This is a genomic window from Nonomuraea sp. NPDC050643, from assembly GCF_040654715.1.
In the GTDB taxonomy this organism is placed as follows: domain Bacteria; phylum Actinomycetota; class Actinomycetes; order Streptosporangiales; family Streptosporangiaceae; genus Nonomuraea.
On sequence record NZ_JBFAIM010000042.1, the window covers coordinates 1 to 19,058 of the forward strand.

13 protein-coding genes are annotated in these 19,058 nt (G+C 70.1%); 5 read left to right on the forward strand and 8 right to left on the reverse strand.

The genetic code is table 11. From position 1 onward, the window contains the following. A partial coding sequence (locus tag AB0I15_RS40835) for an ABC transporter substrate-binding protein (RefSeq protein WP_358108400.1) occupies nucleotides 1-1,190 on the reverse strand: 1,190 nt, incomplete at its 3' end. Between the two features lie 250 nt (nucleotides 1,191-1,440). Between AB0I15_RS40835 and AB0I15_RS40840 the strand changes: the two genes are divergently transcribed. The 3 genes from AB0I15_RS40840 (at nucleotide 1,441) to AB0I15_RS40850 (ending at nucleotide 8,288) form a co-directional block, all read left to right on the forward strand. Continuing rightward, on the forward strand, nucleotides 1,441-2,457 hold the full coding sequence (locus tag AB0I15_RS40840) for a LacI family DNA-binding transcriptional regulator (protein ID WP_358108403.1): 1,017 nt from the start codon (nucleotides 1,441-1,443) through the stop codon (nucleotides 2,455-2,457). Nucleotides 2,458-2,710: 253 nt separating this feature from the next. Continuing rightward, nucleotides 2,711-6,334, forward strand: coding sequence for a LamG-like jellyroll fold domain-containing protein (locus tag AB0I15_RS40845; RefSeq protein ID WP_358108406.1), 3,624 nt, complete (start codon nucleotides 2,711-2,713; stop codon nucleotides 6,332-6,334). Nucleotides 6,335-6,716: 382 nt separating this feature from the next. Next, nucleotides 6,717-8,288, forward strand: coding sequence for an RICIN domain-containing protein (locus AB0I15_RS40850; RefSeq protein ID WP_358108409.1), 1,572 nt, complete (start codon nucleotides 6,717-6,719; stop codon nucleotides 8,286-8,288). Nucleotides 8,289-8,396: 108 nt separating this feature from the next. On the opposite strand, the gene AB0I15_RS40855 is transcribed toward AB0I15_RS40850, so the two are convergent. Next, nucleotides 8,397-9,686, reverse strand: coding sequence for a dicarboxylate/amino acid:cation symporter (locus tag AB0I15_RS40855; RefSeq protein WP_358108412.1), 1,290 nt, complete (start codon nucleotides 9,684-9,686; stop codon nucleotides 8,397-8,399). Nucleotides 9,687-10,109: 423 nt separating this feature from the next. Here AB0I15_RS40855 and AB0I15_RS40860 point away from each other — a divergent pair, with 423 nt between their 5' ends. Next, entirely contained in the window at nucleotides 10,110-11,069 is a 960-nt protein-coding gene (locus AB0I15_RS40860; RefSeq protein ID WP_358108415.1) for an exopolyphosphatase, read from the forward strand. Between the two features lie 63 nt (nucleotides 11,070-11,132). Here the strand turns inward: AB0I15_RS40860 and AB0I15_RS40865 are convergent, their stop codons facing one another. The 3 genes from AB0I15_RS40865 to AB0I15_RS40875 form a co-directional block, all read right to left on the reverse strand. Then, nucleotides 11,133-12,413 carry a hypothetical protein gene (locus tag AB0I15_RS40865; RefSeq protein WP_358108418.1) on the reverse strand — a complete coding sequence of 427 codons (1,281 nt, stop codon included), beginning with the start codon at nucleotides 12,411-12,413 and terminating at the stop codon, nucleotides 11,133-11,135. A gap of 69 nt (nucleotides 12,414-12,482) precedes the next feature. Further along, a complete protein-coding gene (locus AB0I15_RS40870; RefSeq protein WP_358108421.1) occupies nucleotides 12,483-13,061 on the reverse strand; it encodes a TetR/AcrR family transcriptional regulator in 579 nt (192 codons plus the stop codon). A gap of 31 nt (nucleotides 13,062-13,092) precedes the next feature. After that, nucleotides 13,093-14,277, reverse strand: a complete 1,185-nt coding sequence (locus AB0I15_RS40875) for an MFS transporter (RefSeq protein WP_358108424.1) — start codon at nucleotides 14,275-14,277, stop codon at nucleotides 13,093-13,095. 78 nt (nucleotides 14,278-14,355) lie between these two features. Between AB0I15_RS40875 and AB0I15_RS40880 the strand changes: the two genes are divergently transcribed. Beyond that, complete coding sequence (locus AB0I15_RS40880; protein ID WP_358108427.1) at nucleotides 14,356-14,745, forward strand: MerR family transcriptional regulator; 390 nt, start codon at nucleotides 14,356-14,358, stop codon at nucleotides 14,743-14,745. 145 nt (nucleotides 14,746-14,890) lie between these two features. Here AB0I15_RS40880 and AB0I15_RS40885 read toward each other — a convergent pair whose 3' ends face one another. From AB0I15_RS40885 to AB0I15_RS40895, 3 genes are all read right to left on the reverse strand, one after another. After that, entirely contained in the window at nucleotides 14,891-16,303 is a 1,413-nt protein-coding gene (locus tag AB0I15_RS40885) for a hypothetical protein (protein ID WP_358108429.1), read from the reverse strand. A 114-nt stretch (nucleotides 16,304-16,417) separates the two neighbouring features. Further along, on the reverse strand, nucleotides 16,418-17,260 hold the full coding sequence (locus tag AB0I15_RS40890) for an alpha/beta hydrolase (protein WP_358108432.1): 843 nt from the start codon (nucleotides 17,258-17,260) through the stop codon (nucleotides 16,418-16,420). A gap of 238 nt (nucleotides 17,261-17,498) precedes the next feature. Next, the gene (locus tag AB0I15_RS40895) at nucleotides 17,499-19,049 is read right to left on the reverse strand and encodes a M4 family metallopeptidase (RefSeq protein WP_358108435.1); all 1,551 of its coding nucleotides are present in this window, start codon (nucleotides 19,047-19,049) and stop codon (nucleotides 17,499-17,501) included. Nucleotides 19,050-19,058: the final 9 nt, after the last annotated feature.

Genomic DNA, 19,058 nt, shown 5'->3' on the forward strand with positions numbered 1-19,058 from the left:
CCCCACATCGGCTCGGAGATCTTCGGATACTTCGTGCCGAGGTCGTCGCTGGTGCGGCCCTTGGCCGCCTTGACCGCGTCCACCCACACCCGCAGATCGGGCGTGGCCGCCGTCTGCTTGGCCTGTACCGCCTCGGTGGGCGCGATGTAGGAGAGGGTGGTCGTGGTGGTGAGCGAGTTGTCCGCGCTGGTCAGGCAGGTCATCAGCTTCTGTGAGGTGGCGTAGCGGCCGGTGTCGGCCTGCACGGGGGCACTGACGAACTCGCCGCCCGTGGGCGCGGGCGCGGTGCCGCCGTCCTTGCCGGGGATGGGGATGATGCCGTAGTCGAAGCCCGCCTTCTTGGCGTTGGCGAGCTGCCACGTGCCGTTCTCCGCGAAGGCGTAGTCGCCGCCGGCGAACTCCTGCCAGCTCGTGGTCTGGGTGTTGTTGATGACCGAGTTGGGGGCGTAGCCCTGCTTCAGCCAGGCGGCCCACAGCGCCACGGCCGCGACGCCCTCGGCGGAGTCGAGCTTGGTCAGGCTCGCGCCCGAGCCCCAGAACCAGGGCAGGAACTGGAAACTGCCCTCCTCCGTGCCGATCGCCGAGAACGTGATGCCCTTCTTGCCCGACGCCTTCACCTTCGCGAGCGCCGCCGTCAGCGACGCCCAGTCCTTCACCGAGGCGATGTCCACGCCCGCCGCCTTGAGGACGTCCTCGTTGTAGTACAGGGCCAGGGTGTTGGCGCCGATCGGGATCCCGTACGTCTTGCCTCCGCTTTGTCCGGCGGCCAGCAGGTTCGGCGCGATCGCCGACACGTCGAGCCTGTTCTCCTCGGTCGTCGTCAGCACCCCGGCCTCGGCGAGCGTCGATATCACCGGGTTGTCCACGATGAGCACGTCCGGCGAGTTGCCCTGCTGAGCCGCCAGCAGCGCCTTGTTCGTCAGATCCGTGGTGTCGTAAGCCGTCCGCTCCACCTTCACCCCGGCGTCGGTGCCGCACTTCTCGAGCAGCCTCACCCACTCCGAGCTCTTGTCGTACTGGGGGTACGGGTCCCAGATCGTGTAGGTCCCGCCCCCGGCGGCCTGGCTCGACCCCGTGACCCCGCCGCCGTCGCCGCCGCCATCGGACGAGCAGGCGGCCAGCCCGCTCACGGCGGCCAGGACCGCCAGGCTCGCGCCGGCCGCACGCCGGCTTCTTTCCGCTGATCTCATTTGCGCTGACCTCCGGTGCAGGGCAGGTGGCGGCCGTTCGAACCCCGAGTCGAATCGATTCGCCGAATCGGTTCGACTGAACATAGGGCCGTCTCGTCACGACAGTCAATGGGCGGCGCGGCAAGGTTTCCGCGATGTTGCCGGTGGACTTGCGGCAGGCGGCACGTTCCCGCCCTCGGACGCCGGCGGGTGCATCGCATGAACCGGTTCGACCTACGATGGTCGCCGACGGCGGAACGAAGGAGCTCGGGTGAACATCGGAGAGATCGCCAGGAGGGCGGGCGTCTCACGCAGCACCGTCTCGTACGCGCTGACCGGCAAGCGCCCGGTATCGGAGCAGACCAAGCGCCGCATCCAGACGGTCATCGATGAGCTGGGTTACCGGCCCAACGCATCCGCCCGGGCACTGAAGGAGGGCCGCACCCGTACGATCGGCCTGGTCATACCGCCCGCCGGCAAGCAGCTCACCGACATGCAGCTCGGCTTCGTGGCCAGCGTGGTCGACGCCGCCGCCCGCGCCGACCTCGACGTCCTGCTGTCGCCCTCGGGCGGCGAACACGACCGCTCCTTCGAGCGCGTCGTCACGGGCCGGCGCGTGGACGGCGTCATCCTCATGGAGATACGGCTGGAGGACGAAAGGGTCACCCGGCTGCTCCAGAGCGGGCTGCCGTTCGTCGGCATCGGCCGCACCGGCCGGCCCGAGGACATGTCGTGGGTGGACGTCGACTATGAGACCCTCATCGCCAGGTGCGTCCAGCATCTGGCCGACCTCGGCCATCGGCATGTGGCGCTGGTCAACCGCAACGTCGAGCTGGTCGCCGCCGGTTACGGCCCGGGGCATCGCGCACAGGCCGGTTTCGATCGCGCCATCGCCGAACGAGACCTGCGCGGCGTGCGGGCCTGCTGCGGCGACGACGCCCAGGCCGGCCAGACCTGCCTTCGGCAACTCCTGGCCGAGCACCCGGAGCTGACGGCCGTCGCCACGATCAACGAGGCGGCGGTGCCGGGCATGTACCGCGCGCTGGCCGACCTCGGCCTGACCGTCCCCCGCGACTTCTCCGTCATCGGCGTCGCCGCGCAGCACTGGGCCGAGAATCTGCACCCGCCGCTCACCGCCGCCGACGTGCCCGCCAGCGAGATGGGCGCCCGCGCCGTCGAGCTGCTCATCCAGCGCATCGCCGAGGCCACGACCCCGCACCGTCACCTGCTGCTCGCCCCGCCGATCTCGCTGCGGGCCACGACGGGCCCAGGCCGGGCACGAGACTGACGGCCGCACGAGACTGACGGCCGGCCGGGACGGCGGCCCGGCCGCGCACGTCAGCCCTTCGACGGCGGGCGACCCCGGCCGCTCCGGGCACTCCCCCGGGGCCATCGCCATGCGCGACGGACGTGTGGCCGCGCCGTTTCAGGCAGATTTCCGGCACTTGACCGGTACGGCCGAAGCTGTTTATGGTCCAGTCGAATCGATTCGGCGAATCGATTCGACTGGAACTCCCCGTATTCCCCGAAGGGGAAGACGCATGGCCGAACCCTTGTCCCTGCGGGCACGCATGCACGTGCCGCGCACCCTCCTCGCCGCCGCGCTCGCGCTGGCCACCATCCCGATGGCCGCCTTACCGGCACTCGGAGCCGCGCGGGCAGCAGGCCCGAACCTCATCCTGCACTACGACTTCGAAGGAGACCTCTCAGGCGGCACCATCGCCGACCGCTCCTCCTCCGGTCTGGACGGCACCCTCGCCAACCCCGGGGCGGCCACCTCCGCCGAAGGCGCCGACGGCACCCGGGCGTTGTCCCTGCCCGGCGGAGCGAGCGGCGCCACCACCGCCCCGTACGTGACGATCCCGAACGGCCTGTTCCGCGACCGCCACGCCATGACGATCTCGACCTGGCTGAAGTGGTCGGGCGGCCCCGACTTCCAATGGGTCTACAACCTCGGCAAGAACGCCGCGACCGCCACCTTCGTCACCCCCTCCTACGCCGGCGACGCGACCACCCGCTCATCCATCAAGCCGGTCAACGGCAACACCGAGGTGGGCGTGCCCGGCGCGCAGAAACTGCCGGCCGGGCAGTGGGTCAATCTCGTCACCACGATCGACGGCGAGGCCCTCACCTACTACGCCAACGGCGCCGTCATCGGCACCAGCACGGCGGAGGTCGACCTGGCCGCGGTCATGCACTCCGACGGCAACACCACCTCCGGCTTCCTCGGCAAGCCGTTCTGGGGCGGGCACCCGTTCCTGGACGGCGAGCTGGACGACTTCCGCGTGTACGACGCCGCCATGGACGCCGCGCAGGTCGCCGGCCTGGCCGGCGACCACCTGGCCACGATGACGAGGATCGAGCGGACCTCCTTCGAGGTGACGACCTACGCCGAGGTCACGCCGGACCTGCCGAAGAGCGCCGACGCCGGCTTCACCGACGGCATCCGCCGCGGCGTCCCCATCACCTGGCAGGCCGTCGATCCCGCGCAATACGCCGAGCCCGGCCGGTTCACCGTCAAGGGCACCGCGAACGACACCGCCGTCGAGGCCACGGTGCAGGTCATCGCGAACGACCTCACCATCGACCTCGGCACCGAGACCGGCGCCTTCCACGGCGGCGCCTCCGGCACCCTGTACGGCGTCTACGGCGAAGGGCTGCCCACCGGCAACCTGCTCGAAGGCATGAACCTTCGCACGGTCTCGACCAAGGCGCAGGACGGCCCGCAACATCCCGGCGCCGACGCCCTGGAGGTGGTCAAGCCGCTGGCCGACACCACCGGCGGCGACGTGTACATCTACATGACCGACATCTACCGCGGCTTCCCCTACCAGTGGCCGGGCAGCACGCCCGAGGAACGGATCGCCGACTTCAAGGGCAAGATCGCCGACCAGGTCGACCAGGTCCGCAAACTCGACCCGAAATACCAGGACAACATCGTCTTCGTGCCGTTCAACGAGCCCGAGGGCAACATGTTCGGCAGTGGGCAGTGGAGCTACAACGGCATCAACTGGCTCAGCGACCCGCAGCACTACTTCAATGCCTGGGATGAGGTCAACGCCCTGATCAAGGGCAAGCTGCCGAAGGCCAGGATCGCCGGCCCCAACTCCAGCGCCCTGTACGACAAGGTGCGTGACTTCCTGCGGCACACGCGCGAGGCGGGCACCCTCCCCGAGGTGATCACCTGGCACGAGCTGGGCGACCCCGCCGGCATACGCACCAATGTCGCCAAGTACCGGGAGTGGGAGCGCGCCGTCCTCGGCGACAGGCGGCTGCCGATCAGCCTCAACGAGTACGCGCACAACTACCACACCTCGGTGCCCGGCCAGATGATCCAGTGGGCCTCGGCCATCGAGGAGTCGAAGGTCGACGCCGACATCGCCTACTGGAACATCGACGGCAACCTGTCCGACTCGGCCGTGCAGGCCAACCGGGGCAACGGCCAGTGGTGGCTGCTCAACGCCTACGGCCAGATGACCGGCAACACCGTCAAGGTCGTTCCCCCGCGGCCCGGCGTCAGCTACACCCTCCAGGGCGTGGCGACGCTCGACAAGGCCAAGGCGCAGGCGCGCGCCCTGTTCGGCGGCACGTCCGGCAAGGCCGGCATCCGGTTCGGCGACGTGGACGCCAAGCTGTTCGGCGGCACCGTGCACGCGCTGATCCAGGAGATCCCGTGGACCGGCCAGATCGGCGACTCCGCTCAGCCGGACGTCGTCGCCGAGCTCGACCTGCGGGTGAGGAACGGTTCGGTGGCCTTCGACTTCGGCCGGACGCTGCCCCGGCTGAAGGAGTCCTCCGCGTACCAGATCATCCTCACCCCCGGCCGCAACGCGACAGCACCGGCCAAGCCGGCCAAACCGACCAAGCTCTGGCAGGCGTCGTACGAGGCCGAGGACGCCGCCCACACCGGCGGCACCTACCGCCGCGAAGGGCCGCAGGGCTCGCCGTCCAACGTCGGCCAGTACTACACCTCCGGCGGCCACAACATCGGCGGCTTCCACACCGGCTCCGAGGTCACCCTGGACTTCAAGGTCTCGGTCCCGAAGGACGGCACCTACGACCTGTCGGTTTTCGCCAACTCCCTGAACACCGCCGACGCCGTCAAGGAGCAGGGCCCGACCAACGTCTTCCTCCGCGTCGACGGCAGGGCCGAGCAGGAGCTCCGCCTCCCCCTCGGCTACCGCTGGCTGGCATGGGACCACACCGACGCCAGGGTCCGGCTGACCCAGGGCGAGCACACCCTCACCCTGGCCGCCAGGAGCCTCGACGGGGCCCGCGCCACCAAGGGCGACGCCCTCATCGACAAGATCGACCTCTCCCTCGCCAATCCGGCGGCGTCCGAGACGATCTACGAGGCCGAATACGCCACCCTCAAGGGCGCGAGCACCGGCTACACCCACAAGAAGGTCTCCGGCCACACGGAGATCGGCAAGAACCAGACCGCCACCTTCTGGGTCTACTCTCCGGACGACGGTGAATCGACCCTCACCCTCGACACCCTCGGCGGCGGCCGGGCCTGGCTCGATGTCAACGGCCAGCGGCTCACCGGCGTCCACGCCGACACCAAGATCAGGGCCTTCCTGTCCGGCGGAGTCAACAAGATCACCCTGTCCGGCCGGTCCGGCAGGCTCCGCCTGGACCGCCTCACCGTCGCCGACACCGACGGCGGCCTCAAGCCCACCTGGTACGAAGCCGAATCGGCCCGCGTCGCCGGCACCGCCAAGGTCACCGCCCACCCGCTGGCCAGCGGCGGCAAAGCCGTCGCCGACGTCGGCGGCGCCCCTGGAAACGGCAGCGCCCTCACCTTCGACGTCACCGCCCCGAAGAGCGGCGTACATGCCCTGACCGTCCGCTACTCCAACCCCGAGCAGTCCCCCGCCTCCCACTACAACCCCGACCCGCTGGCCCGCCACGCCGAGATCTCCATCAACGGCGCCCGGCCTCGGCGCGCATGGTTCCCGCACTCCTTCCACGCCGGCAACTTCTGGGAACTGACCATTCCCGTCCAGTTCAGGCAGGGAGCCAACACCCTCACCTTCACCTCCCAGGAACTGCCGAACTTCGACGGTGTCAGCTACATCTCCGACACCTTCCCCGACGTCCTGCTGCGATCCTCCTACGCGCCGATCATCGACAAGATCTCGGTGACACCGATCGCGAAGTAGCCAGGCCGCCGCCGTGGGCCGGTCGGAATCGTCACTCCGTCCGGCGCCATGGCCGGCCACACGCACATGCCGCGCACCTCACCCCCACTCCCAGAGGAGCAACCCGTGCTCACGGCAACGCAACGACCCCCGAGCCGACATCTGGCCTCCGTCGCCCGGTTCCTGGTGGTGATGCTCATCGCCGCCGCCGTCGTCCCGGCCCTGGCAGTGCCCATGGCAGTGCCCGCGCAGGCCGCCGACGAGGCCATCAGCGTGGATTTCGCCGCCGCCGGCGGCGCCCCGGCACACCGCGCGTCCGGCTGGATCTACGGTATGACGGAGGACGCCTCCGGACCGGCGGACCACTTCTACCGTGACGTGAAATTCCGCTTCATGCGCGCCGGTGGCGCGCTCACCCGGCGGCTGGGTGGCGGGCACCTACGGCCGCAGGTGGAACGCGACGCTGGCCCAGGCCCGCCGGACGATCGCGCTCGGCGGCCGGTTCATCCTGCTCCCCCACGACCTGTGGGGCGCGGACGGCTCGTCGATCGCGCGCTTCCCCGGCGACGGCGGCGACTGGTCCGACTACGACGCCTTTCTCACGCGGGTCATCAACGACGTACGGGCGGCCGGGATCACCGTGCAGTGGGACATCTGGAACGAGCCGAACCTGGCCATGTTCTGGAACCGGCCCCAGGCGCAGTATTTCGAACTGTGGCGTCGCAGCCACCAGCGTATCCGCGCCGCGTTTCCGAGCCAGTTGATCGTCGGCCCGAGCTGCGCCTGCGTGCCCTCGGCAACGTACGCCTGGTGGAACCAGTACCTCGATTTCGTCCGGGCCAACAACGTCGTCCCCGACATCGTCAGCTGGCACTCCCTGCCGGGAGACCCGGTCGCGAACGTGGCCGCGGCGGATACGACGCTCGGCTCTCGCGGCATCCCGCACCCGCGGCCGTACCAGATCAACGAATACGGCGCGCCCCAGGAGCAGAACCCCGGAGACGGGGCGTGGTACGTCGCCCGGCTGGAGCGGGCGAGCGCCGACGGCCTGCGCGCGAACTGGGCGGGCGGCTCGGGTCTTCATGACAATCTCGCCGGCCTGCTCCTGCGCGATGGGTCGGGCCGGCACCTGCCCAAGGGCGAATGGTGGCTCTACCGCTTCTACGCCTCGCAGACCGGCCAGACCGTCGCCGTCACCCCCAGCGTGTCGTACGACGCCTTCGCCACGAAGACGCCGGGTACGGCCAAGGTGCTGGTGGGCGGAGGCGGCACGACCGGGAACATCGCCGTGCATCTCCGGCGCCTCGACGCCACCAGCGGCATCGCGCAGAACAACCAGGTCCGCGCGCTCGTCCAGCTCATCCCGTACAACGGGGGTGGCGCCGTGCAGGGGCCGATCACCGTCCAGAATTCGGTCGTGACGCTGTCCGGCGACGCCACCACGCTGAACCTGCCTCACACCAACGCCGATGACACGTTCACCATCACCCTGCTGCCGCCCTCGGAGACCGGCTTCTCTTCGGTCGCCGTCGCCCAGCACTCCCAGCAGTGCCTGGACAACACCGACCTCGGCGGCGCGGACGGCAACGTCCAGCAGCAGTTCCTCTGCGAGGGCGGCGCCCAGCAGATGTGGGACTTCCGCCCGGTGGCCGGTACGGCCGACACCTACACCCTGGTCAACCAGCAGAGCGGGAAATGCCTGGACGTGAGTGCGGTCTCCGGCGCCGACGGAGCCCCGGTGCACCAGTGGGGCTGCATCGGTGGAGCGCAGAACCAGCAGTTCGTCCTCCGCAGGGTCACCTATGCGGGCAGCGATCCCCGCGACCACCAACTCGTCGCCCGCCACAGCGGCAAATGCGTCGACGTCAGCGCGATCTCCACCGCTCCGCGGGCTCCCGTTCACCAATGGACCTGCAATCCGGCAGGACAATCGAGCCCACGCAACCAGACCTGGCGGCTCTGGGGCCGTGCGTGACCAGGTAGCCGGCCCGGCGACCTGGGCGGTGGGCTCTCGGATGTGAGCGCACAGGAGACGGGGCGGCCCGTGCGCCGGCCGCCCCGTCTGCTCATCCGGGTGAGGAGGTCAGGCGATCGCCGGTGCGCCGGAGGGGCGCGGCGCGCTCACCGGAGCCTCGTCGAGCGGCTGTGGGGAGGCGTTGAGCACCGCCTCGTCGATCCGTCCCTCGCCGCGGGCGACGAGGACCGGCACCACGATCTGTCCCGCGACGTTGGTGGTGGTCCTGATCATGTCGAGGATCGGGTCGATGGCCAGCAGCAGGCCGACGCCTTCGAGCGGCAGGCCCAGCGTGCTCAGCGTCAGGGTGAGCATGACGGTCGCGCCGGTCAGACCGGCCGTCGCGGCCGAGCCGACCACGGAGACGAACGCGATGAGCAGGTACTCCCCGACGCCCAGCGGGACGTTGAACACCTGGGCCACGAAGATCGCCGCCAGTGCCGGGTAGATCGAGGCGCAGCCGTCCATCTTGGTGGTCGCGCCGAACGGCACGGCGAAGGAGGCGTAGTCGCGGTCGACTCCGAGGCGCTCGATCGTGACCTTCTGGGTCAGCGGCAGCGTGCCGACCGAGGAGCGGGAGACGAACGCCAGCTCGATCGCGGGCCAGGCGTTGCGGAGGAACGTGATCGGGTTGACCTTGCCGACCAGCGCGAGCAGCGCCGGGTAGACGGCCAGCAGGACGATGAAGCAGCCGATGTAGACACCCAGGCTGAACGTGGCCAGCGGCGCGAGCAGATCCCACCCGTACGTGGCGACCGACTTGCCGATCAGGCCGGCGGTCCCGATGGGGGCCAGGCGGATGACCCACCACAGCGCCTTCTGGACCAGGTCGAGGATCGAGCGGCTGACGTTGAGGAACGGCTCGGCCTTCTCGCCGATCGTGATGGCCGCCGCGCCGAGGACGACCGCCAGGAAGACGATCTGGAGGACGTTGAGTTCGGTGAACGCCGTGACGATGTTCGTCGGGATGATGCCGGTGAGGAAGTCGACCCAGGATCCGACGTGCTCGGGCGCCTTCGCGCCCGCCGTGCTCAGGGTGACGCCCTGGCCGGGGTTGATGATCAGGCCGAGGCCGATGCCGACGATGACGGCGATCAGCGCGGTGGCCAGGAACCAGAACAACGTCTTGCCCGCCAGCCTGGCGGCGCCGTTGACGTTGCGGAGGTTGGCGACGCTGACCACGACGGCGGCGAACACCAGCGGCGGCACCGCCAGCTTGAGCAACTGGACGAAGATCGCTCCGACTTCGGTGAGAGTCGACGCCAGCCAGGCGAGGTCCCAGACGCGGGCGGCGAAGCCGAGGGCGACTCCCACGACCAGGCCCAGCAGCAACTGCAGGGAGAAAGAGAATCTCTTCACGATGAGGAAGGCTCCGAAAGGAGGCATGCCTGGGAGGGCACGCGAGGTGGGGGTGGGTGAGGGGGTGTGGATCGAGGCGCTACGTCAGAGCGTGATCAGCGACAGAGGAGACCGATGTGCGGCCGCTCAACGGGGCAGCACAGACAGGACAACACACCTCACATGGCCAACAAGTCGTACGAATAGGTTGTTATCCCGACTGTAAGAGCGATCTCCATCGCAAATCAAGACTTTCCCGATCGGAATTTAGGGCCTGAACATAGAAGACGGCGCCGGGGTCACGGCACTCGGCGGACCGGGTACCACCAGCATGACGCTCACGTGTTTCATGCACCGGTGATCACAAGGGATGATCTATGTCTCGTCACGGCACGTTGGGTAGGGCCGTGACGGGGCTCGGGTGGACAAGGGGAGACGATCTGCATGCGGCAAGCAGCGGTACTGGATGTGGGCTGCCACAGCGCGCTGTTGATGGTGGCACGGCGGCGCGAGCCCAAGGACCGCCAGGCCCGGAGCCGATGGGTCATGTCGCGCGACGGCAAGGTCCGGCTGGCCTTACAGGAGACGCTCACCCTGGACGGGCGGATGAGCCGGCGCGGGATCCGCAGCGTGCAGCGCGCGGTGGCCAGCCTTTCGGGTCCTGGGCATCGCGAGCCGGCGATGTTCGCGTTCGCGACCTCGGTCATCCGCGATGCCGCCAATCGCGACGAGGTCATCGGCCGCGTGGCCGACACCACCGGCGTCAGGTTACGGCTCTTACCGGGGCGCGAGGAGGCGCGGCTGGCCTACATCGCCGCTCGCTGCTGGCTGGGCGGCGTATCGGGCCCGTTGCTGGTGCTGGACATCGGCGGCGGGACCGTGGAGATCGCCTACGGGGAGGGCGCGGAACCCGCACAGGTGCGTTCCCTGCCCTTGGGCGCCCGGACGGTGACGCGTGCGCTGCTGTCCGGCGGCGCGCTGCCCAAGAAGGAAAAGCTCCAGGCCGTACGCCGGCATGTGCGCGAGGCGCTGCAGGACCGGGCCCCCTTGCCGGTCGCCCTGCCAGGCACCCAGGTGATCGCGTCGTCCAAGACGTTCACCCAGCTCGCGCAGCTCGCCGCCACCCTCGAACAGCCCACGCGCGCCCCCGCCTCCCTCACGCTGCCATCGGTGAGCAGGGCCGCCCGGCTGCTCGCCCGCACCGACGTCGAGCAGCGTGGCGAGCTGCCCGGCATCAGCCCTCACCGGGCCGGGCAATCCCTGGCCGGAGCCGTGATCGCCGAGGCCCTCATGGAGGCGTGCCAGGCGACCGAGGCGCAGATCTGCCCATGGTCCACGCGAGAAGGCCTGCTCCTGGAACGGCTCGGCGCCAACCGTGAAAGACGGTCGCGGGGAACCTCCTGACCACGCCCGGCCGGTCGTGGCCGGCGCCTTGCCCGGTCGAAGATCAATGCTTCCCTCGGCCTTTCAGCGTGTGATGTCGATGACGACGTGGTTCGGTGGGTAGGCGCCCGTGGTCTTCGAGCAGGCGGGGCGCAGGATGACGTTGTCCGGGTAGAGCCGGCCGAGCAGCGCCAGCACGACCAGGTCCTGCCGACCGGTGGCGTCCAGGGAGACGGCGCCGCCCTGTGTCCACACCAGCCCGGGTGCGCGCAGCGCGGCCCACAGGTCGGCGGCGCGCGAGCCACCGGCGTCCGTGGGGTCCGTGGGGTCCGTGGCGGTCGTGGTCGCTTCGTGGTGGGCGAAGCGGTGGCCGCGCAGGGCCTGGCCGAGGTCGACGTCCGCGGTGCCGCCGTCGTGGGTCACCTCGATGCGGGCGGTGCGGGTGCCGTCCGCGACCGGGCCGGTGACGATTCGTCCGTCGATCGGGTCCGATGTTCCGGTGACGGGCGGCAGGTCCTCGACGCGGGTTCGGGGAGCGGCGTAGTAGTCCCGCGCCTCGACCACGTAGGTGGCGGTTTCGCCGGCCGCGGGGGCGGCACGCCACGTCAGCAGGTATCGGGGCGCGATCAGGGGTGGAGTGTCGAGGACGGCGGGCAGGACGGTGCCACCGTCCGCGTCGAAACCGTAGCCGTCGGGTCCGGAGGCGCCGGTGATGACGTGGCGGGCGAAGTCCACGACGCCGGTGTGCCGGATCTGGCGGACCAGGAGTTCGGTGAGGAATCCGTCGCGGGCCGGCTCGGTGTGCCGCAACCCGGACGGGGTGACCAGGAGCGGGACGTCCTGCCAGTTGGTGAAGGGCAGGAGCGCGTCGCGCAGCAGGACCATCTGGTGCAGCCACTCGTTGTAGAGCTGCATCGTGACGGGTCCCCCACGACGGCCGCGGAGCAGGTCGGCCGCGGGCGGGGTGAGCAGGTGGCCGTAACAGTGGCTGCGGACGACCAGCGGACCGGCGGGAAGGGGGATCCGGTGGGTGAGCAGCCGGTCCAGGGCCGCGGTCGCCCAGGCGGCGATCTCCTTGCCGATCGCTTCGGCCTGCGCGCCCAGTTCGCGGGCGGCCGGGGCGCTGTCGGGGCCGGCGGCCAGCGGCAGGGAGGTCTCACGGGTGCCGAGGCCCAGCGTCGCGCGGATCTGGGCCTCCAGGACCTCGCCGTCGGCGCTCCGCAGGGTGTTGTCATCGATGATGCCCTGCAGCAGCGGCTCCGTGCCGGCGAAGAACTCGCGGGCGGTCATGGCGCCCCGGGCAGGGAAGGTGTTCCATCGGGAGCCGCCCAGAGGGGGCATGGTCGTGGTCTTCGAGGAGGTCATGGGCTCTCTCGTTCGATGGTTGCGATCCGCGATTGTGGATCGCTTGATACAGATTTTGCGCGTGAAAAATCAGTCGAGGGCGACCAGGGCGACCTCCACAAGGGGTTCGAGCGCGCCGGCGTCCGGCGTGATCTTCGAGGAGACGAGCAGGCCGTTGAGGAAGGTGACGAGGAAGGCGGCGAGAGTGTGCGGGGCGTGCCGAGGTGAGACCTCGCCGCGCTCCACCGCCACGCGGAGCACGTCGGCGAGCGCGTCTTTGTTGGCGGCCAGCACGTCACGCACGATGCGGCCGGTCGCGGGGTCCTCCGGCAGGCGCTCGCAGGCGGCGTTGACCAGCAGGCAGCCCCGGCCGCCGCGCTCGACGGCGATCCTGACCCGCTCGACCAGCATCGTGCGGATCGCCGACCGGGCGTCCGCCCCCTCGTCGAGGGTGCGCAGGGCGGCTGCCGCGAAGGTGGTGCGGTAGTGCTCGAGCGCGGCCCGGTAGAGGCCGTCCTTGTCACCGAACGCGGCGTACAGGGACCCTTGCCCTATTCCGAGGTGCTGGGTGAGGTCGCGCACCGAGGTTCCCTCATATCCGCGCGTCCAGAACAGCTCCATCGCGCGGCCCACCGCCGCTTCGGTGTCGAATTCCCGGGTCCTTGCCACGCGCTCACGCTACCTTATCTGGATCGCCCGTTCAAGAAAGAGCCGGGACGTCGTCTTCGGCCGACCGCGCTGTCGTACGCGTCCGGGGCAGGACGAGGTAGGTCAGGGCCAGGCCCGCCAGGCTCAGCACCGCGCCGGCCAGGCCGCTCCAGCGCAGGGCGCCTGCCGAGACGATGACGCCGCCGATGGCCGAGCCGGTGGCGGCGCCGAGGTTGAAGGCGCCGACGTTGGCGGCGACGGCCAGCGTGGGGGCGTCGCCGGCGTGGCGCAGGATCAGCCCCTGCAGCGGCGCGATGGTGGCGGTGGCGAGCAGGCCGAGCACCAAGATCGCCGCGACCGCGGAGGGCTGCCAGACGGCGGCGAACGGAATGAGCGCGAGCACACCGGCCAGCCCGCCGAAGACACCGCGCACGGTGGCGCTCATGGACCTGTCGGTGAGCCGGCCGGCCAGGAGGTTGCCGAAGAAGCTGCCCGCTCCGTAGGCGAGCAGCAGCCCGGAGACCGCCGCGGAGGAGAAGCCCGACACGCGCGTCAGCAGCGGGGCGACGTAGGTGAACACCGTGGCGACACCGGAGAACCCGACCGCGGTGGTGGCGATGGCCAGCAGGACCGGACGGCGGGTCACCACGCGGACTTCGTCCCGCAGCCGCGTGGCCGGGGCCGGCCGCCGGGGCAGGACGACTGCGAGCAGCACGACGCCCGCAAGCGCCAGCGCGGTCAGGACGGCGAACGGGGCGCGCCATCCGGCGCTCTCCCCCAGCAGCGCGCCCAAGGGCACGCCCAGCAGGGTCGCCACGGTGAAGCCGGAGGCGACCGCGGAGATCGCCGTCCCCGTCTTGTGCGGTGGCACCACGCTGGTCGCCATCACCAGCGCCAGGGCCAGGAAGGCGGCGTGGCTGAAGGACGAGACCAGACGTCCTACCAGCAGCAACTCGTACGAGGGAGCCAGCGCGCTGATCGCACTGCCCGCCGCGAACAGCAGCATCAGACCGAGCGCCAGCCCTTTACGGGGCACCTTGGCGGTCAGTACGGCCACCAGGGGCCCACCGACCACGACCCCCAGGGCGTAGACGGTGACGGCCTGCCCGGCCGTGCCCACGGACACCCGCAGGTCCGCGCCCACCTGGGGCAGCAGCCCGGAGATCAGATATTCCGACGTTCCGACGACGAAGACGCTCACACACAGGGCGGCGAGCGTCGCGAAGGTCTTTCCCATAGCGAGGACGCTAAAGTCTCACATGGATGTGAGAGTCAAGTCGTGCGACGATTGCCCACGGCACACGAAGGAGGCACCATGCGCATCGGTGACCTGTCACGACGGACCGGCGTACACGAGCGCCTGCTGCGCTACTACGAGGAGCAGGGCCTGCTTCACCCCGAGCGGCGCCCCAGCGGCTACCGGGAGTACAGGGACGAAGACATCGACACCGTCCGCCGCATCCGCAGCCTCTTGGCCGCCGGCCTGAACACCTCCACCATCGCCACGATCCTGCCCTGCCTACGCGATGACGGTGACCGGCTGATCCCCACATGCTCCGACCTTGTCGCCGATCTCCACCGGGAGCGGGAAAGGATCACACAGTCGATCACCGACCTGCAGACGTCCCTGGGCGCACTCGACAGGGTCATCACGGCAGCCCCACCCGACGTGACCCGCCGCGCGCTCGCCACGCTCGATCGCTGAATGACGCACGCGTCATCGGTCATCGCACCCAGGGATCCGATCGCGCTGTCAATAGGCCGCCCCACGGTGGACCATCGCTCAGACCATGCCCGGGAGACCTGCGAACCGTGCGGGCGCTTGAAGGTCGTCGGCCCGGGCCGGGTGGTCATGGGGTGGCGGCGTACAGGGAGGTGAGGCGCGCGCCGAGGGCGGCGCCGTAGTCGTGGTGGTAGACCTGGGCGGAGCAGTAGACGGGGCCGCCCTGGCGGGACAGGCCGGGGGTCCAGGCGGCGGCGTCCTCCACGCCGGGGCCGCTCATCTGCAGGCCGGTCAGCGTGATGTCGTCCACGCCGGCGTCGACGAAGTAGTTGGTGACGCCCTTGCGCTCGTAGAGCCGCCATTGGAGCGTCGCGCTCGTCGCCCCCACCAGACGCGTGGTCAGGTCGACGGTGACCCTGCTCCACACGTCCTTGGCGTCGGCGGTGACGTCCTGCTGCCAGACCACCTTGCCGTTGAGCAGGAGCTGCTTGACGTGGTAACCGGCCGGGCTCTCCGCGCCGCGGTCGTCGCGGTGCCAGAAGCCGACGGTACGCCGGGTCGCGCCGGATACCGGCTTGACCGTGCGCGAGGCGCCGCACCACATTCCGGCCTTGGTGACGGTCTTGGCCTGGACGACGAAGCTGAGCCGGCCGTCGCCGGTGCGCGCCCGGTTGTCGCTCGCGGGGCGGGTCCAGTTGGCGTCGCGGGACAGGTAGGGCAGCTTGTACTGGATCACGCCGGCGAGTTCGCCCGACCGGACGTGCTGCAGCGCCGTCCTGGTGACCGTCTCGACGTAGTGGACGGTCGGCTTCTGGGCGGAGTGGCTGAGCGGGTGGGCGTACGGCATCAGGTAGACCTCCGTGCCGGGCATCCGCTGGGCGAGCTGCTTGACCTGGGAGGACACACTCCATGTCCAGGCCGTGCCCCGGTGCGGTTCGTCCCGATAGGGGAAGATCACGCCGTCCAGGAGCGGGGCTTGCCCGGTGACGAAGGCGTCGGTGAACTGGTTGTAGTAGACGGTGGGGACGAACTTCAGCGCCGGGTTGATCGCCTTGGCCGTCGACCGCATCTGCTGGAGATGACTCGGCGTGAACGTCTCGAGGTCGTAGGCGTAGTCGTCGACGGTCCAGCCCTTCAGGTGGGGATGGGCCTTCGACAGCGTGGCGATCTCGCGCGACCACGCCACATAGTCGTGCCGGTAGGGCCGGGAGACGCAGCACGACGCCTGGCTCGGCGAGTAGACCAGCACCCACACGTCGATCCCGGCCGCTGCCGCGGCCGGCAGGAACTCCTCGCGCAGGTCGACCCAGTGCACGTCGTCGCCGGCCATCGGATAGACGTAGGTGTTCGCGTTGAGCGCCTTCAGCGCGGCGACCATCGCCGCCGAGTCGATGTGCCTGATCCCGTCGGCCCGTGGCCGCTCCTCCCGGATCAGGTTGCCCGAAGTCCCCACCACTCCTGGTGTCGCGGCTGCGGCCGGCAGCCCGGGAAGCATCGACAGCAGCACGGCGGCCACCACCATGTGCACGAGACGGGGCATTTCATTCCTTCGGGCTCGTCCGTGATCGGAAGTCCACGAATCTAGAGGCCGCCGGTATGACGCCGGTATGTCGCCGGGCATGACGGCCGCCGGCCGTGCGGATGTGGGCGGCGACTAGCGAGCCGAGCAGATGGCGGATCCGATCACCGATGTCACCGCGTCCGGGTGCGAGATCAGGGTGAGGTGGGATCCGCCCTCGAACCGGGTGATCTTGGCGTGCGCCCGGCGGGCCATGGCCAGCTTCGAGGCCGGGGTGATGATCCGGTCGCCGGTGCTGACGAAGTACCACGACGGGATGGACTTCCATGCCGCGGCCGCCGACGGAGTCGTGAAGGCGCTGGTCGAGGCCGCTCGCTGGATCGCCCACAGGCGCAGGGCGGTCTCCCGTGGCAGGTCCGTGGCGAAGGAGCCGACGAAGGTGTCCCGTTTGAGGTACAGGCCGGCCACTCCCCGAGGTGCGCCCGGCTGGGCCACCTTGTCGTAGAGGGTGTCCGGGTTCGCGTTGAGGGCGGAGTTCGTCCCGCTGAGCTTGCCGGTGGCCTCCCCCACGTCCGGCGCGGCGGCATCGACGTACACCAGGGCCTTGACCTGCGGGACGCCCGCGGCGGCGTTCGTGATCACCGAGCCCCCGTAGGAGTGGCCGACGAGCACGATCGGGCCGGGCAGGGTTCTCAGGAAGTCGGCGACGGCCGCGGCGTCGGTGCCGAGGCCCTGGAGGGGGTTGGCGATGGCGCGGGCGACGTAGCCTGCCCGGCGCAGGGCGTCCACCTCTCCGCTCCAGCTCGACGTGTCGGCCCAGGCTCCGTGGACCAGGACGACGGTCGGCTTGGACCCGCCGGGCGATGGGCACGGCAGCGGCTCGTTCATGGGAGCGGACGCGGCTCGTGTCGTGGTGGCCCGGGCGCCGGTCGTCGGCGCGGCTCCCATCGACGCGGCGGCCATGGTGAGCGCCGCCATGGATCTGATCATCTTCCTGGCACATGCAGGATTCATCCGTCCCCCTGGGCGCTCTCCCCCATGCTCAGCCGTGTGCTGACGACAATCAAAATGCCGCGAAAGGTGCGAAACAAACCCAAAGCGACCGAAACATTGCCAGAGCTTCGGCGATGCGCACCTGGCCGAGGAGTCCGGGGATCGCTGCGCCCTGCTCAGGCGGATGACGGACGATCCGCGCTGAACAGGGCCGCCATCGTGCTCAGGGACAGGTCGGCTCACCGCTCTGCGCGGGGACGTTCACCCCGCTCCAGGCCGCCTTGATGACGTTGAACTCGACACAGCCGGTGTACAGCGTCCTGGCCGCCCGCAGCGTGGCCACGCGTGCCTTGACGTGCGTCCACGGCGCCGTCTTCATGTTCAGGCCGGTCATGAAGATCTGGCCCGCCTTGCGGATGCCGACGCCGGTGATGGCCGCGCCGCCGTCGCACCGGCTGCTGGCCGGCTTTCCGCTCGGGTTCGTGCCCTCGGCCAGCAGGTAGAACCAGTGGTTCTGCGGTCCGGCCGCCGCGTGCACCTCGGTGCCCGGGATGGAGGAGCTGTAGCAGTTCGGGTGACCCAGCGCCGACGGGTTGTACATGTTCCTGATCGCGCCGCGGCCCGACAGGTTGACCTCCTCGCCGACCAGGTAGTCGGGCGGGTCGAGGCTGGCCGGCTCGTTGACGTACGCCTCGGTCAGCGCGCCGAAGATGTCACCCGTCGACTCGTTCAGGCCGCCGGACTCGTTGCCGCCGCCACCGCTGCCGCCGGAGAACTGGAAGATGCCGTGGCCGAACTCGTGCCCGACGACGTCCATCGACACGGCCTGCTGGGTGCCGGCGGAGTTGCGGCCGAAGGAGGCGTACGACCCGTTCCAGAAGGCGTTGGCCTGGTTCAGCCCGACCCTGGCGGGGTAGCCGCGGCCGGAGCCGTTGACGCCGTTGCGGCCGAGCCAGTCGCGGAGCATGTTCCACTGGCGCTGGGCGGCGAAGAGCGCGTCGACGCAGGCCGTCTCCAGGTTCGTGCCGCTGCCGTTGCCCCAACTGTCGGTCGACTTGGTGTACACCGCGCCGTTCTGGCCTCCGCACTGGATGCCGGTGCGCGTGGGGTCGCGCATCACGTACGACGGGGAGGTGTCGATGGTGACCGGGTTGCCGTTGTAGTAGCTGTTGCCGGTGCCGTGGACCACCTGGTCCCACTGGTCGATGACCTGGCCGTCACGCGCGTCCACGTACACGTGCACGATGCTGGACTGGTCGTCGGTGGCGGCCACGACCTCCCACGCCAGCCGTGGCGTGGGCGTGGTGGCGTGCACCACGAGAGCGGGCGTGCTGATCGAGGTGGCCTTGGGCGCCACGTTGCGGGCCGTGTCCGCCGCCGCCTGCGCGGCGATCCGCGGCTTGGTGTCCAGGGTGATCATCGCCTGCTGGCCGGTGTCGATCGTGCTGACGGCCTTGCCGGACTTGTCGGTCGCCACCACCACCTCGCCGCCGAAGACGGGCAGGCCGGCGTAGGTACGGGTGTAGGTGAGGTGCTGTATGCCGTTGACGCCGGCGATGGCCGACGACAGGGAGAAGGCGTCCTGGTCGGCGGCCAGGAGCTGCGTCCGGCTGGAGGCGATGACGCTCTGCGCGGTCGCCACCGCGGCGCCGCGCTCGGCGGGTGAGGGCGGGTCGGCCACCTGGGCGCTCGCGCTTGTGGCGCCTGCGAGTGCGGTGATGGTCAGGGCTAACGCGAGTATGGCGGCAGTGCCCAACCTGAGCTTGGGGTTCACGCTCGTTGC

Excerpts from the sequence above, each read along its gene's own strand:
- AB0I15_RS40885 (WP_358108429.1), bottom strand. The coding sequence starts at position 16,303 with ATGCCCCGTCTCGTGCACATGGTGGTGGCCGCCGTGCTGCTGTCGATG.
- AB0I15_RS40865 (WP_358108418.1), bottom strand. The coding sequence starts at position 12,413 with ATGACCTCCTCGAAGACCACGACCATGCCCCCTCTGGGCGGCTCCCGA.
- AB0I15_RS40845 (WP_358108406.1), top strand. The coding sequence starts at position 2,711 with ATGGCCGAACCCTTGTCCCTGCGGGCACGCATGCACGTGCCGCGCACC.
- AB0I15_RS40880 (WP_358108427.1), top strand. The coding sequence starts at position 14,356 with ATGCGCATCGGTGACCTGTCACGACGGACCGGCGTACACGAGCGCCTG.
- AB0I15_RS40860 (WP_358108415.1), top strand. The coding sequence starts at position 10,110 with ATGCGGCAAGCAGCGGTACTGGATGTGGGCTGCCACAGCGCGCTGTTG.
- AB0I15_RS40890 (WP_358108432.1), bottom strand. The coding sequence starts at position 17,260 with ATGGCGGCGCTCACCATGGCCGCCGCGTCGATGGGAGCCGCGCCGACG.
- AB0I15_RS40875 (WP_358108424.1), bottom strand. The coding sequence starts at position 14,277 with ATGGGAAAGACCTTCGCGACGCTCGCCGCCCTGTGTGTGAGCGTCTTC.